16 protein-coding genes are annotated in these 15,642 nt (G+C 36.3%); 5 read left to right on the top strand and 11 right to left on the bottom strand.

All coding sequences use genetic code 11. From position 1 onward, the window contains the following. Window positions 1–478 precede the first annotated feature (478 nt). Complete coding sequence (locus GV828_RS09720; protein ID WP_166537302.1) at window positions 479–1,732, bottom strand: ABC transporter permease; 1,254 nt, start codon at window positions 1,730–1,732, stop codon at window positions 479–481. Between the two features lie 75 nt (window positions 1,733–1,807). Between GV828_RS09720 and GV828_RS09725 the strand changes: the two genes are divergently transcribed. After that, window positions 1,808–3,028 carry an exo-beta-N-acetylmuramidase NamZ family protein gene (locus GV828_RS09725; protein ID WP_235935446.1) on the top strand — a complete coding sequence of 407 codons (1,221 nt, stop codon included), beginning with the start codon at window positions 1,808–1,810 and terminating at the stop codon, window positions 3,026–3,028. An 81-nt stretch (window positions 3,029–3,109) separates the two neighbouring features. Continuing rightward, window positions 3,110–3,334 carry a basic helix-loop-helix domain-containing protein gene (locus tag GV828_RS09730; RefSeq protein ID WP_166537303.1) on the top strand — a complete coding sequence of 75 codons (225 nt, stop codon included), beginning with the start codon at window positions 3,110–3,112 and terminating at the stop codon, window positions 3,332–3,334. Window positions 3,335–3,350: 16 nt separating this feature from the next. On the opposite strand, the gene GV828_RS09735 is transcribed toward GV828_RS09730, so the two are convergent. Both GV828_RS09735 and GV828_RS09740 read right to left on the bottom strand, forming a co-directional pair. Then, entirely contained in the window at window positions 3,351–3,584 is a 234-nt protein-coding gene (locus GV828_RS09735) for a hypothetical protein (protein ID WP_166537304.1), read from the bottom strand. Window positions 3,585–3,597: 13 nt separating this feature from the next. Continuing rightward, window positions 3,598–4,092 carry a YkgJ family cysteine cluster protein gene (locus GV828_RS09740; protein ID WP_166537305.1) on the bottom strand — a complete coding sequence of 165 codons (495 nt, stop codon included), beginning with the start codon at window positions 4,090–4,092 and terminating at the stop codon, window positions 3,598–3,600. Window positions 4,093–4,154: 62 nt separating this feature from the next. Here GV828_RS09740 and GV828_RS09745 point away from each other — a divergent pair, with 62 nt between their 5' ends. After that, entirely contained in the window at window positions 4,155–4,868 is a 714-nt protein-coding gene (locus GV828_RS09745) for an SAM-dependent methyltransferase (RefSeq protein ID WP_166537306.1), read from the top strand. Window positions 4,869–4,898: 30 nt separating this feature from the next. Here the strand turns inward: GV828_RS09745 and GV828_RS09750 are convergent, their stop codons facing one another. From GV828_RS09750 to GV828_RS09785, 8 genes are all read right to left on the bottom strand, one after another. Continuing rightward, entirely contained in the window at window positions 4,899–5,300 is a 402-nt protein-coding gene (locus GV828_RS09750) for a DUF2059 domain-containing protein (protein ID WP_166537307.1), read from the bottom strand. 53 nt (window positions 5,301–5,353) lie between these two features. After that, entirely contained in the window at window positions 5,354–5,986 is a 633-nt protein-coding gene (locus tag GV828_RS09755; protein ID WP_166537308.1) for a 7-carboxy-7-deazaguanine synthase QueE, read from the bottom strand. Between the two features lie 126 nt (window positions 5,987–6,112). Continuing rightward, complete coding sequence (locus GV828_RS09760; RefSeq protein WP_166537309.1) at window positions 6,113–7,816, bottom strand: tetratricopeptide repeat protein; 1,704 nt, start codon at window positions 7,814–7,816, stop codon at window positions 6,113–6,115. 18 nt (window positions 7,817–7,834) lie between these two features. Further along, the gene (locus GV828_RS09765; RefSeq protein WP_166537310.1) at window positions 7,835–8,764 is read right to left on the bottom strand and encodes a PstS family phosphate ABC transporter substrate-binding protein; all 930 of its coding nucleotides are present in this window, start codon (window positions 8,762–8,764) and stop codon (window positions 7,835–7,837) included. Between the two features lie 259 nt (window positions 8,765–9,023). Continuing rightward, a complete protein-coding gene (locus tag GV828_RS09770; protein WP_166537311.1) occupies window positions 9,024–9,848 on the bottom strand; it encodes an energy transducer TonB in 825 nt (274 codons plus the stop codon). Window positions 9,849–9,866: 18 nt separating this feature from the next. Then, on the bottom strand, window positions 9,867–10,448 hold the full coding sequence (locus GV828_RS09775; protein WP_166537312.1) for an ExbD/TolR family protein: 582 nt from the start codon (window positions 10,446–10,448) through the stop codon (window positions 9,867–9,869). 23 nt (window positions 10,449–10,471) lie between these two features. Further along, window positions 10,472–11,089 carry an ExbD/TolR family protein gene (locus GV828_RS09780; protein ID WP_166537313.1) on the bottom strand — a complete coding sequence of 206 codons (618 nt, stop codon included), beginning with the start codon at window positions 11,087–11,089 and terminating at the stop codon, window positions 10,472–10,474. A 66-nt stretch (window positions 11,090–11,155) separates the two neighbouring features. Beyond that, complete coding sequence (locus tag GV828_RS09785) at window positions 11,156–11,986, bottom strand: MotA/TolQ/ExbB proton channel family protein (RefSeq protein ID WP_166537314.1); 831 nt, start codon at window positions 11,984–11,986, stop codon at window positions 11,156–11,158. Between the two features lie 424 nt (window positions 11,987–12,410). Between GV828_RS09785 and GV828_RS09790 the strand changes: the two genes are divergently transcribed. Both GV828_RS09790 and GV828_RS09795 read left to right on the top strand, forming a co-directional pair. Then, window positions 12,411–13,934 (top strand): helicase HerA-like domain-containing protein, encoded by a 1,524-nt coding sequence (locus tag GV828_RS09790; protein WP_166537315.1) that lies wholly within the window; start codon window positions 12,411–12,413, stop codon window positions 13,932–13,934. A 108-nt stretch (window positions 13,935–14,042) separates the two neighbouring features. Continuing rightward, on the top strand, window positions 14,043–15,323 hold the full coding sequence (locus tag GV828_RS09795) for an NAD(P)/FAD-dependent oxidoreductase (RefSeq protein WP_166537316.1): 1,281 nt from the start codon (window positions 14,043–14,045) through the stop codon (window positions 15,321–15,323). Window positions 15,324–15,642 lie beyond the last annotated feature (319 nt).

Here is a 15,642-nt window from a genome sequence, read left to right on the forward strand (position 1 = left end):
AGCTTTTTGAAAAAAAATTTTATTTATTTTTCCGAAGCTTTTTTTGTCCCTAAAAAACTGCGTTTTGCGGAGGGCAAAGATACAACCTTTATTTCCTATTTCGCAAATCTTTTTTTAGATTTTTTTTTGCTCGTTTGCCAGTTTGTTTTTAGAACTTGTTACACTGCCTTTCGGCGTTATTGCGGGTGCAAAAGTAGCTACTTTTTTTACTCTGGCAAGCTTTTAAATGCCTTTTTTTGAAAGTTTTTTTCAATTCAAAGTTAACTCTCTGGTTTTGCGGTTTTTGCAATATGTTAATTTTTTGAGTTTTTCTTTTGATGATTTTAAAAGAGCCTAAACCCCTACTCGTTTAGCCCCGGCCGCAGGGAAAGCTCCCAGATTTTTTTTCTTTTTCTGAAAAAAAATCCGGAGCTGGAATAGGACGGGAAATTGCCATTACTGATACAAAACGGTGATTCGCTCCTAAAAAAGGTCGGATTTATTCGAAACGTATGGCTTTTACGGGTGAAATTTTGGTGATGACAACAGATGGAATTAGTAAAACGAGGAGGCAAATTAATAATGTACCAATATTAAGTAGTGTGATGTGTAGCCAATTTAGGGTTACGGGTGCGGTGGAAACGTAATAATTTTGTGGGTTTAGGGTGATGATGCCAAATTGTTGTTGGATAATGATGAGTGCGATGGCGATGAGATTTCCCCAAAAGAGTCCTCGAAGGATGAGATAGGTGGCGTTGTAGAGGAAAATTTTTCGGATTTGCCAATTGTTCATGCCGATGGATTTTAGAATTCCGATCATTTGGGTTCTTTCGAGGATGAGGACCAGTAGCGCTACGACCATATTGATGGTGGCGACGGCAATCATGATGCCGAGAATTACGATTATATTAAAGTCGAATAATTGTAACCATTCAAAGATATTGAAATATTTTTCGGCGATGGTTTGGGTATCGAGCGTTTGTTGCGGATTATTTTTGTTTTGGGTATTGGCGTAAACTTCGTCACCAATTTGGTCGAGTTGGTCAAAGTTGTCAATAAAAACTTCGAACGAGCCAACTTGGTCAGGTTTCCATTTATTAATGCGTTGCAAGTGGCGAATGTCTCCTATTATATAAGTCTGGTCAAATTCTTGAAAACCGGAGTTGAAAATTCCGGCAATTTTAAAAACGCGAAGATTGGGTAATTTGTTCCCCGTTTCTTTCATAAAATAGGTACTAAATTTGTCGCCCAGTTTTAGGTTTAGCCGGTTTGCTAAATATTGCGAGATAATGATTTGAGGATTTAAATTATTAGAAACGTCAGGAAGATTGCCCTCTTTTAGATATTCCTTAAGGTTATTCCACTGGTAATCTTTACCCACACCTTTAAAAACGATTCCTTCAACCGAAGTTTCGGTTCTAATCATCCCTGGTTTTGTGGCAACGGCTTGTATATGTTCTACCGCTTCAACATTTTTGAACTTAGGATAAAAATCTTGATTGATAGAAATAGGCCGAAGACTTCCTTGAGATTGGTTGTCATCATAATTAGAAATAATGATGTGACCATTAAACGCTGCTACTTTTTCACGAATTTTTTCTTGTAAGCCAATTCCGGTAGCCACAGATACAATCATCATAATAATTCCAATAGCAATGGCGGCAATGGCAATTTTTATAATTGGAGCAGAAATGCTATTTTTATCGTTTTTAGCAGCAATCAGTTTTTTTGCAATAAAATATTCGGTATTCAAGATTTTAAATTTAATTGAAACACAAATATACTGAGTTTCTCATTGTGGATTGGCAAATTAATTCTTCCTTAATATATGAACATTATTTTAAAAACCGCTTTAACCCTAACTGGAACGATGTTATTATTGTTTTCTTGCGGAAATCAGGTGACGCAAAAACCTTCGGTGATAACAAAAACCGAAACGAAAATAACTACTTCCACTGTAATTTCTTCAATTGAAACCGGAGCTGATAATTTTGACGCCTATCATTCTTTAATTCAAAATAAAAAAGTTGGGGTAGTTACAAACCAAACCAGTGTCTTAAAAAACGGCACACATTTGGTTGATTTTTTAATTTCGGAGAAAATAAATTTGAAGAAAATTTATGCTCCCGAACACGGTTTTCGCGGAACGGCTGACGCTGGAGAACTAATCAAAGACGGAAAAGATGTCAAAACCAACTTGCCGATTGTGTCGCTTTATGGTGATAACAAAAAACCAAAACCGGAACAGTTGATGGACATCGAGGTAATGATTTTTGATTTACAAGATGTTGGTGCTCGTTTTTACACTTACATTTCTAGTTTACATTACGTGATGGAAGCTTGTGCCGAAAATAAAATTCCGCTGATAATTTTAGATCGACCTAATCCGAATGGAGACGTGGTGGATGGTCCGGTTTTAGAAAAAGAAAACACAAGTTTTGTGGGAATGCATCCTATTCCGGTTTTGCACGGCATGACAATTGGCGAATATGGAAAAATGATTAATGGTGAAAAATGGTTGAAAAATGCGGTGCAATGTGACCTTACCGTGATTCCTTGCTTGAATTACAATAAAAAAATGTCGTATTCTTTGCCGGTAAGGCCTTCGCCAAATTTACCCAACGACCAATCCATAAATCTTTACGCAAGCTTGTGCTTTTTTGAAGGTACCAACGTGAGTTTGGGTCGTGGTACTGAAAAACAATTTCAGATATATGGTTCGCCATTTTTACCAAAAAGTAATTTTTCTTTTGTTCCAAAACCAAATTTAGGCGCCAAAGATCCACTGCACAACGGCAAGGTTTGTTATGGTGAAGATTTATCAAAAATCAACAAAATTTCGGGCATAGAACTAAAATGGCTGATTAAAGCGTATGAAAACACTGCCGACAAACAGAAATTTTTTATTCCGTTTTTCACCAAGCTTGCCGGAACTAAAGAGCTTCAACGCCAGATAGAAACGGGATTATCCGAAACTGAAATTAAAAACAGCTGGCGAAAAGGTATTGAAGATTTTGAAAAAATAAGAAAAAATTATCAAATTTATTAATCCAATGAATCTGATAATTTCTTATTTTTAGTTCGTAGATTTTCAATAATTATTAATAACCACCTAATAAACTACCATAAAATGAACACTTCTCAATTAATTTTAGATTACATGGATAAGATACAAGAGTTTTTCGAGATGATTAACGACTATGTAAATCAAGCAATTGAAATTTTCCATAAAGCCAAAGACTTTCTTGATAAAATTTTAGAATATATCAAAAACGGGATTGACTATGTCGTGGAAGCTTTCGGGGGAAGATTTGAAAAAGACATAGAACTTCCAGAAGATTATATTTTTGTATAAAAACATCAGACTTCCTTTATTGGAGGTCTTTTTTTTGCCTCCTAATTACTTTTGAAGCACCTCTTTTGGTCATCGCAATAAAAAAATATATGACCATAAAAATAATCAAGAACAAAGCCATCATGATGACCACTTCCATCACTTTATCAGCTATACTGACCTGAACCAAATCTTGATTGATGAATAAAAGCGTCAGCGAAAGAGCAAAAGACAGGAAGCAAATGGCAATTAGATTTCTTTTGTGATTCATCTTCAAAAAAATTTTACGGATTGATTTTCTTTTTCATTTCCTCCACAATATTGTAAGCCGCAGGACAAATGGCAACATTCTTCAAGGTAAGATTTGAAATTTGTTGAAACTTTTTTCTGTCGGTATGGGGAAATTCGCGGCAAGCTTTTGGGCGAACATCGTAAATCATACAATAATTTTCGGCGTCTAAAAAAGTACAAGGAACCGATTTTAATACATAATCATTGTCTTCATCAATATGCAAATATTGATTGATGAATTGTTGTGGTTTTTGTTTAAAAAATTTTGCAATGCGTTCAATATCTGCCGTGGTAAAAAGCGGTCCGGTGGTTTTGCAACAATTGGCACAAGTAAGGCAATCTGTTTTGGCAAATTCTTTTTCATGGATTTCCTGCATAAGATAATCCATATTTTTGGGCGCTTTCTTTTTTAGCTTATCGAAATACTTTTTATTTTCGATATGCTTATCTTTGGCGAGTTTTGGAAGATTTTGCAAAATCTTTTCCACTTTGTTTTACGTTTTGGTACGGCAAAGGTAAACTAAATTCTATTGTGCTAAAAAATTTTGCAATGAAAGACTTATTTGGCAAAGCCATGCTGGATTACCAAACCCAAAATAATCCCGAAAATTTATTTACCGAAACTTCTATTTCTGAGGAGGATGAAATGCCAGTTGCTTATTTGTTTAGAAATTTTGACGAAATGCCCAAATTGGAACAAAAAGCGTTGCAATTGGCCAAAGGAAAAGTTTTAGATGTGGGTTGTGGTGCCGGAAGCCATGCTTTGTACCTTCAGCAACAGAAAAATTTAGATGTTACCGCCATTGATATTTCAAAAAATGCAGTTGAAACTTGTTTGTTGCGTGGTGTGAAAAATGCTCAAGTAAAAAATGTTTTGGAAATGCTCGAAACCGAAAAATTTGACACCATCATCATGCTGATGAACGGAATAGGAATTGTAGGAAAATTAAACCAAATTTCTAATTATTTCCAAAAATTAAAATCTTTGCTAAATGACAACGGACAAATTTTAGTCGATTCTTCAGATTTAATTTACATGTTTGACGAAGATGAAGACGGTGGAAAATGGATTCCTTCGGATAATTATTATGGCGAAGTGACCTTTACCGTTCGTTATAAAAATGAAACCGAAAAACCGTTTCATTGGTTATATCTCGATTTTAATACTTTGCAAAATGCCGCTAATGCAAATGGTTTTCATTGCGAATTAATGATGGAAGGTGAAAATTTCGATTATTTGGCGAAACTTACTTTATTGACATAAAAAAACCGGCTAAAAAGCCGGTTTCTATTTTTATTGTAAGTACTTCATAATGATACCTTGAAGTTCTCCTCCCCACACTTGTCCGATTTCCATTGACTTTTCGGTAAGGACACCAGCTTTTGATGATAATTTTTTCCCAATTGGTGATTCGTAAAACTTAATTAAATTTTTGATGTCATCGTGGGTAAATTCAGTCATATATAAATTAGTAACTTTATCAAAATAAGAAGGTAAAGAGGCTTCAAAATCTTTGGTAAATGCCGCTTGCTTATCTTCTGGAATCATCGACAAAACTTGTTTTTTAGCAACTTCAATCTGAGAATTTGAACCAGAAAGCTCCAGATATTTTTTAATGTCAGCTTTGAATGCATCTTGTGCAAAACTTAACTGACTCACTACGATTAATGCGAATGTTAGGATAACTTTTTTCATGTGTGTTTTTGTTTATTTTGAAGTTAGCAATATACGAATTTCCGTAAAATTATTTAGGGAATATTAAGATATTTGTGCGTTTGTAATGAAATTCTCCATTTCGGGTTTTGCATCACGTAATTTACAATTAGAGGTGTCATACTGTCTTTTTTGCTCCATTCGGGTTGTAAAAACAAGATGGCATTGTCGTTTACTTTTTCGGCTTGTTCTTCAGCGAAAAGAAAATCGTGTTTGTTATGGATAATTACTTTTAATTCGTGAGCGTTTTTATAAACGGATTCTGTGGGGAGTTTGGTTTTTTTTGGCGAAAGCGTAATCCAATCCCAGATTCCGGACAGTTCATAAGCTCCTGAAGTTTCGATATGTACTTTTATATCGGCTTCTTTTAATTTTTGCGTAAGCGGCAACATATTCCATGTTAAGGGTTCTCCACCTGTAACAACTACTGTATCTGCATAGGTTGACGCGTTTTTTACAATATTTTCTATTGCTGTAGGTGGATGTAAAGCTGCGTTCCAACTTTCTTTAACATCGCACCAGTGACAACCTACATCACATCCGCCGACTCTAATAAAATAAGCAGCGGTTCCGGTGTGATAACCTTCGCCTTGGATGGTGTAAAATTCCTCCATTAGCGGAAGCATTGTTCCGTTTTCAACTGCAATTTGTAATTCTTTTTTTAGCATTATTTGTTCAAAAAAATAGTTTGCAAAGATATGACAAATGTTTGGGCTTTTTGTCGTTTAATTTTTCTTTGCGATTTTGGGTTTTTTCAAAACAAAAAAAAACCGACTTTCGCCGGTTTCTTATTTTTATTTGTTGAGTACTTGCAATGATTCTTTGATGTATTGATCCGTTGGGTTAAGTACTTGCGCTTTTGTGAAATATTCTTTGGCTTTTACTTTGTCAGAAATTGCGTAGTGCGAACCAAGATAAGTGTAAGCACTTAACAATCCGTTTTTCACGCTTTCTTTAGCCATTTCTGCTTCACCTTTTGTTTGCACCACTTCAATATATTTCATGTAAGAATCTACTGCTTGTTGTTTTGCGGCATCTCCTGCGATGAAACGGTTGATTTTGGCACGGTTTAAGTGAGCGTCTTGTGTTGTTGGCGAAGCTTCAGTTACTTTTGCGAAAGCCGCATCAGCTTTTACTAATAATTCCTGAACTTCAGGTTTGTTTCTTTCTTCGTCAGTTTTCAAATCGTTTACTACGTAAAATAGAACGGCGTTTCCTAAATAATAGTTATCCAAAACGGCATTTTTATTCCCTTCTGCTTTTGTAGAAACTTCGAAAACTTTTGTCGATTCTAAATATAATCCTTGTTTATAAAGATCCACTCCAAGTTCACTGAATTCTGCTCCAACTTCCGGATCTACCGCAACGGCTTTTTTCAAATCTGCCATTGCTGAATCAAATTTCGCTTTGTCAGCAATTTTTCCTTCGGCATCTTTAGCGGTAGCCAATTTTGCGTTAGCCAGGTAAAGGTAATCTCTTCCAATAACTCTCGATGGATCGACTTTTGCGAAAAATTCAGTCATGGCCTTGATACTTTCGTCATAATTTTTATTTTCGAAAGCAGCATAACCTAAATAACGGTAAATTCTTGGATTTACTTTATCCAATTGTTGCATGGCTTGCGCTTCTTTTTGCAACGCTTGGTAATCTTTTGCCAAAATCAAAAAGTCAGCATGACGCATTCTCGATTCAAGAGAATAATCAGTCAAGCTCATGTATTTCTCGTAATTTGACAAAGCTTGTTGTAAATATTGTTCACGATTATTGCTTGGAACCGTACTCCAGAAGTAATAAGTTTCAGCTAATTCGCGGTAAACCGGACCATAATTTGCATCTAATTTAATGACTTCATTAAAAGCAGCGATTGCTTCCGGGAACGCTTTTGCATTTTTGGTAATCACACCTAATTGCATTTTCGCACGAAGCAAAGAATTATCCAAATCGTAAGCGGTTCTATAAGCACTATACGCTTCGTTCACATTTTTATCCCCAAATTGCGCATCACCTAAAGCCAAAAACGCTACGGCATTTTTAGGGTCGATTGCTACGGCTTTTTGAAGATTTTCGATTGCTTTTTTATAATTTGGTTTTTCAGAATTGGTGTAGGCTTTTCCAACATATACAAATTCTTCAGTATCTTTTCGACGCATATCTGCCAAGGCTTTTGCAAAATGAGCTTCGGCTTCGGTAGCGTTACCTTTATCTAAGCTGATTTCACCTAAACCGATGTAGTTGAATTTGGCGTCGTCTTTTACAGTAATCCCTTTGTCGAAATAAATTTTGGCTGAGTCAGTATTTTCAAGTGCCATATAAATTTCGCCTAAGTGGAAATAATTTTTCCCTTTATCCGGACTTGAAGCAATCATTGACTTCAACATTGTTTTTGCTTTTTGGTATTGTTCGGCATCAATCGCTTTTTTGGCTTGCTCTAAATCTTGAGCGAAAACCGATGTTCCGAAAAACAGCAACGATAATCCGATAAATTTAATCTTCTTCATTTTTTAATCTTTATAATTTTAATTTTGGTTTTGATCAATTTCTGGTCGAACTTTCACTTCTCGAAGTTCTAATCTTGCGGGAGCTAATCCGGCACGCAAAAATATTTTTTGTCCGATGCTTCCTGCTGTGAAGGATACAAATGCCGTACCTAAACCTCTTGTTCCTTCATAATTTAACATATATATTTTTCGCACCAACGGATATTTTCCTTCTCCCAAGTTGGATTGCGTGGGTTTATAATAATTGTCGTCTTTTGAAATTTTAACATTTTTTACTGCTAAAACTTTTAGTTGGTTGGTGAATTTTTGCATTTCGGGCATGGGTTGTGTAATCCAATTGACCCCAACTACCCCAATGTAACCATCATTTTCTGCAATAAATTTGAGAACTTCATTATTGTTTTTTTGCGAAAAAACATTTGACGGCAAATTTTCTATTCCAGCTTTTTCTTTGAAAAAAGCAACCGTACCGGAATTTGGATTATCGAAAACCAAACCTTTAAATTTTGGCAATGGTTTCCCTTTTAAAAAATCAATAATTTGGTCTAACTCAACAATAGAATCCTGAGATTTTTGATTGACAACCAAGGCTATTCCGTCGATTCCAATTTGGGTTACAACCGGAACAATTTTTTCTTTTCTGTAAGCATTTTCTTCTCCTGGAGTTAAGGTTCGCGCCATTACGATGCGATCTGCTTTTTTTTCCGTGATGAGTTTTACAATTTCAGTTTCGGATTTGGCGATTAAATTTACCGTATCCGGACGACTGCTTTCGAAAACGGCTTTTACGTCTTCCATTACTGGCATTAACGTTTCGTCAACAAAAAAAGTAATGCTTTCGCCTTGTAATTCGGGGTTGTTGTTTTTATTTTTTTCGCAAGAATAAATAAAAAATACAGCGCCAAAAATTACAGTACACAAGGATAAGAATTTTATAGGTTTTTGCATATTAATAAAATATTAAAAAAATGCGAATAGGTTTAGTTTGGTTTTTTCATCAGCCTGACGAACCTGAAAAACGAGTACACAATTAATAGTATTCCAAACGCCAAACGGTATTTGAATTCCATTTCGATTGGAAACTCTTTCCAAAAAATAATGGCCATTCCCATGAAGAAATAAAGCACGAAAAAGGATATTCCTAAAATAAGAAGAAATCGCTCAAGGAGCGATTTCTGTTCTCTTTTATTGTGGTTATTATCTGTCATTACTGAGATTTAATAACTAATCTGATTGGTAAGTTGTAGGATACACGAACTGCTTTTCCGTTTTGAATTCCAGGTTTCCATTTTGGAGCACCTTTCAACATACGGATGGCTTCTTTTCCTGTTCCATAACCAAGGTCACGCACAACTTTGATATCTGTCAAACTTCCGTCTTTTTCAACTACAAAGTTTACAAAAACGTTTCCGCTGATATCTTCATCTACTTCAGGAACACGGTAGTTTTTTTGAACGTACTTAGCAAAACCTGCCATTCCTCCAGGAAATTCTGGAAGCACTTGTACAGAAGTATATACTTTTTGTGGATCTTCTTCTACTACTTTAGCATCTACTTTAATTTCACTTTCAGTACCGTCAAGAACTACTTCTCCACCTTCTTTAGCTTTGATATTTTCTGAACCTGATTTTTTAATTTCGGTCACAATTGCCACTTCTTCTTGAACCACTTTTTTGTCCACAATAACTGGCGGAACGTATTTTTGAATATCTACGTTACTTTGCGTTTGTTTTTGCACGACTGGTTCAACCACAATTGGTTCTTCAATTGGCGGTGGTGGTGGTTCTGCAATGTTGGCCAGTACTACTTTTTGGTCTAGGTTTTTTTCTTCTTCCGGCATGTTATCCGAAATCATTTTAGAAATTACCGGAATCAAAACCAAAAAAGTAAAAATAACTGCGCCAATTAGGAATGCAACCAAGGTTCGTTTACCGCTGTTTTTACGCAATTCGTAAGCTCCGTAAGTTTTGTTACGGCCTTGAAAAACGTTGTCAATCCAGCTTCCGTGTAATAAGTCTAATTTTGCAGACATATTTATTATTTTTTAAAGTTATTGCGGAGCGTTATAAATGCTGTTTTGTTCTAACAACTTAATATCGTCCGGTGTAATATCAACTATCGCATATTTTTTCACTTCCGTGATGGCCATCTCGTCTAAAATATCCACTACATTTTTGTAGTTAGAATTTTTACTTGGTTTGATAATGATTGTCAAACCGCTTTTTTCTAAATCGGCTCCTTCAGCACGATTTTGAGCGTCAACCATTTTCTTTTTGTTCAAAATCAAGTCTCTTACACCTGTTTTACCGTAAGCCGAAACTGTTGGACCATCAAGTGGAGCCGTAGGTTGACCGCTGTACCAAACCAATTTATCATCAGAACCTAACACTATGGTTAACGTTCTCCAAGCTGGTGTTTCAGGCGGAACCGGATCATCGATTTTCGGTTTATCCGGCAAAGCCAAGTTCATTGACTGTGGTTTAGACAACGTTGTGGTTAATATAAAGAACGTAATCAATAAGAATGCCAAATCTACCATTGCAGTTAAATCTACAGTAGGATTTGCTTTTTTACTTCTTACCTTGCCGCCGCCTTTTTTACCACCGCCGTCGCCGGTATTTAATTCTGCCATTTCTTTTAAATATTTTTATTTAATTAAAAATCGTCTTCACTTCTTAATCCTGTTACCAAGAAAAAGTTGTTTTTGCTTTGTTTTTGCAAAATATCCAATACTTTTTTCACGGTCGGATATTCCTCTTTTGCATCTCCTTTAATGGCGATATCAAGATCTTTTGAGTGTAAATCTTTGGTTACTTCTCTTGATACTTTGATCCATTCTGCTAATTGGTTGTTGATTGAATCGTAAGGAATTCCGGGTTGTTTTCCAGGCTCCATACGTTCACTGTTATCCATTGCGATTAGCGTTTTCATTTGTCTGATATCCACACCAAAACCATCGATAAGCGAAAAACGTTCTTTTTCCTGTTCAGTAAAAGACACTTGGTATTTGTCGCCCATTCTGGTCAATGCTTCTACTCTTAAATCTCTTCCAGTGATTCCGAAAAATACTTTAGAATCAGCAATGCTTAACGTTCCCAAATTGTCTTCGGGAAGTTTGGTCTGAACGGTTGACGCTGGAGTTTCAACAGGCAAAGCCTCTGGAACTTTTGCGGTAGCCGTCATGATAAAGAAGGACAAGAGCAAGAACGCAACGTCACACATTGCGGTCATATCCACTCTTGAACTTTTCTTTGCCAATTTTATTTTAGCCATTTGTACTATTATTTTTTTTAAGTTGGCCCAACAACGTCAGTCCAAAATTTTGATTACTTTACCTAATTAGTCACGATTTGTAGCTCTTCTGTATGCTTGAGTAATGGTAAAACCAGCCTCATCAATGAAGTAAGTTAAAGTATCAATTTTAGAAGTAAAGAAGTTGTAAGCGATTACCGCAACAGCTGAAGTGGAAATACCTGTTAATGTATTTACAAGTGCTTCAGAGATACCGTTTGCTAACTCAGCTTGGTCAGGAGTTCCAGAAGTTGCCAATCCAGCGAATGCTTTAATCATACCAGATACAGTTCCGATAAGTCCAACCAGTGTACCTAATGATACCAAAGTTGAAAGGACCGTTAAGTTTTTCTCAAGCATTGGCATTTCTAAAGAAGTAGCTTGTTCGATTTCTTTTTGGATAACTTCTGATGCTTTTTCAACATCAAAGTTTTCTCTTTTAACTTCTTGATACTTAATCAATCCAGCTTTAACCACGTTAGCCACTGAACCTTGTTGTTTATCACAAGCCTCAAGAGCTCCATTGATATCTCCAGCTGCGATTTGAGTTTGTACTTTTTTCACAAATTTTTCAACATCTCCTTTTCCTGAAGCTTTCCCAATCACGAAAAATCTTTCAATAGAAAAAACGAAAGTCATTAATAATAATCCCATTAAGATTGGCACGATAAATCCTCCTTTATACACCATTCCTAAATAATCTCCCGCTAACGGCTGGTTTTCATTGCTACCTCCTTGAAAGTGAGACCCATCCCCCATTACGAATTTCCACACTAGGAATCCTACGATAATACAAAATACGATTACCAATCCTGCGAAAACATTTGAACTTTTGCTACCTTCTTCTTTCTTAATCGGTGCGTTTGCTACTTGTGCCATCTTTTAATTTTTAGTTTTTTAGTTTTAGAATTTAAATTTTGGTTACAGATATTTATTTTATCAGAACGACAAATTTATATTTTTAGTGGATAAAAAAAAATAAAATGTTGTTTTTTATTCAGTATTAACGATATATTATTATAAAGTTAACTAATAAATAATAGAAAATTTCCCCGTCACGCAAGCGTTTTCGAAACCAATTCCATGAATAACAGTTGTTTATACAAATATTGAAAATTCTTACCTTATTTTATGTAAACATTAACTAATTTATTTTGGCTTTCTTTTCTATAAAATAGACGATTTTGGGGTTTTGACCAAAATTATATCTAAAATTTAAAAGAAAAATCATTTCAGAAACTTAAAACAATCCTAAATTTGTCACTTTAATTCAATCTATTCACAAAATCTAACAATTAGTTTAATGGCAGTACCTAACGCTTTTATCCACCAAATTAATACTGGATACGCCACAAAAGGGGATAATATTATTATTGGAGGCGCCATTTTTAATGGTGAAGCCGTACCTGAAACACATATAAAAATTCCATTAAAGACCTTAAACCGCCACGGATTAATCGCTGGAGCAACGGGAACTGGAAAGACGAAAACCATCCAAGTGTTGTCCGAACAACTCTCGTCCAAAGGAATTCCAGTATTAATGATGGACATCAAAGGTGATTTTTCGGGAATTGCAAAAGCTGGAATTGAACAATCTTTTATCACAGAGCGTCATCAAAAAATTAATTTACCATACCAAACTTCGGGTTTTCCAGTTGAATTGCTGACACTTTCTGAACAAGATGGGGTAAGATTAAGAGCTACAGTTTCAGAATTTGGACCTGTATTATTTTCAAGAATTTTAGGGTTGAATGATACCCAATCCGGAGTGGTAGCCGTGATTTTTAAATATTGTGATGACAAAAAAATGCCTCTGCTCGATTTAAAAGACATCAAAAAAGTCATTAATTTCATTACCGAAGAGGGCAAAACCGAAATCGAACAATTGTACGGAAAAATTTCAACCGCGACAACCGGAACCATCTTACGCAAAATCATCGAACTCGAGCAGCAAGGTGCCGATTTGTTTTTTGGAGAAATTTCGTTTGAAATTAGCGACTTAATGCGAATTGACGAAAATGGCAAAGGCTACATTAATATTATACGGCTTACTGATATTCAAGACAAACCAAAATTATTTTCTACTTTCATGCTGAGTTTATTGGCAGAAATTTATAACGAAATGCCAGAACAAGGAGATTCTGGACAACCCGAATTGGTCATATTTATTGACGAAGCACACCTTATTTTTAACGAAGCCAGCAAAGCCCTTTTAGATCAAATTGAAAGTATTGTTAAACTTATTCGTTCCAAAGGAATTGGGATCTATTTCGTAACGCAAAATCCAATGGACGTTCCAGCATCTGTGTTGGCTCAATTAGGTTTAAAAATCCAGCATGCACTTCGTGCTTTTACCGCCAATGATAGAAAAGCAATCCGAATGACGGCAGAAAATTATCCGTTGTCCGAATTTTACAAAACCGATGAAGTCTTAACTTCGTTAGGAACCGGTGAAGCTTTGGTCACTGTTTTAAGCGAAAAAGGAAATCCCACACCTTTAGCAGCAACCACGATGAGAGCGCCAATGAGCAGAATGGACGTGTTAGCACAAGAAGAAATCAACGAAATAAACCGAAAATCCAAGCTAGTTAGAAAATACAGCCAAACAATCGATCGCGAAAGCGCATACGAAATCTTAACCAAAAAAATTGAAGAAGCACAGCAGAAAGCCGAACAAGCCACCAAAGAAAAAGAGGAAGCCAAAGTTGAACGCAAAAAAGCATCTGAACCCATGAGCCAAACCACCAAAAGCATCGTAAAAGTGGTGACAAGCGCTACATTTATCAGAGGATTTTTTGGCGTGCTGAACAAAATTTTCAGAAAATAATTAACAAGAATTTTAAAACGTTTTCGCTAAATTTTATTCTTTAAAAAAAGTTAATAAGTACTCACTACTCCCGCATTATTGGTAACTTTACGTGCAAACACCTTTTGTATGAGAACCAAAAAACGAATCATCATTGCGGGAGCCGGTTTTGCCGGACTCACCTTAGCCGAAGATCTCGAAAACACAGACTACGAAATTTATTTATTCGACCAAAATAATTACCACCAATTCCAACCCTTAATGTATCAGGTGGCAACCGCCAGATTAGAACCTGCCAGCATTTCTTTCCCGTTGCGAAAAGTTTTTCAGGGTTCAAAAAATGTCAAAATCCGCATTGCCGAAATTTTAGGCGTTAACCCAATCGAAAAGTACATCGACACCTCAATCGGACAGTTTCAGTACGATTATTTGGTGTTGGCTCATGGTTGCAAAACCAATTACTTTGGCAACAAAGAGTTAGAAAAAAGGGCTTTCCCGATGAAATCCGTACCCGAATCTATCCAACTTCGCAACCGGATTTTACAAACTTTTGAAGATGCCGTAACCACTCCTCCCGACAATTTACAATACATTTTAAACTTCGTAATCGTAGGTGCCGGACCAACAGGAGTTGAACTTGCCGGAGCTTTGGCCGAAATGAAAAAAAATATTTTACCCAAAGATTACCCCGACAAAGATTTTTCTAAACTCACCATATATTTACTCGAAGGATCGCCACACGTGCTCAACGCCATGAGTGAAGAATCTAAAAAAGTATCCCGAAAATATTTAGAAGATTTAGGCGTAATTGTCAAAACTTCCACAATTGTAGAAAATTACGACGGTCACACCGTTTCCCTCAAAGACGGCCAAAAAATTGAAGCCAAAAACGTGATTTGGGCAGCCGGAGTTATCGGCAACAGCATCGAAGGAATTCCCGAAACCGCCATTGCACGAGGAAACCGCATCACCGTCAATAGATTTAACGAAATTGTGGATACTCAAGATATTTTTGCCATTGGCGACATTGCTTACATGACCACGCCAAAATACGTAAACGGACATCCGCAATTGGCGGCCGTTGCCAACCAACAAGCCCAGCTTTTAGCAAAAAATTTCAAGGCGATGCTAAAAAACAAACCCCGAAAAGAATACGAGTACAAAGACAAAGGTTCGATGGCAACAATTGGGAAAAGAAAAGCCGTTGTCGATCTCCCAAGCTTCAGTTTCCAAGGAAGATTTGCGTGGTTCACCTGGATGTTTGTTCACCTCATGCTCATCCTCAGCGTCAAAAACAAACTCTCCATTTTCATCACTTGGGCCTACAGTTACTTCAGCAACGACTCCACTTTGCGCGTTTTAATCAAGCCCGTCACTCGAAAAGTAAAGCCGCTAAAAGAAGAAAGATAGTTATTTCGGAATTTGAAGAAATTAATATGAAGTAGGGAGTTTGAAATTTGGGTTTTCTTTATTAGAATTTTTAATTTTCGGGCGTGCCCCTGCGGGTCGGGCTTTCGCCACTCGCTGTTTTTTCGGCTCCACTTCGTTCCACCAAAAAAAAACGAGCTCAAACAAAGGCTCAATCCCTCACGCACAACTGCAAGCCGGAAGTTTTAAAACCACTTCCAACCCTTGAAATTTGGGATTTTTCTATTGGAATTGCGACTGCAAGGGTTTCTCGCAAAGTCGGAAAGCCGCCAAACTTTTAGAATTTGGAATTTCTCCACTA

Origin of the sequence: Flavobacterium ichthyis (genome assembly GCF_009915155.1) — a bacterium.
Lineage (GTDB): Bacteria > Bacteroidota > Bacteroidia > Flavobacteriales > Flavobacteriaceae > Flavobacterium > Flavobacterium ichthyis.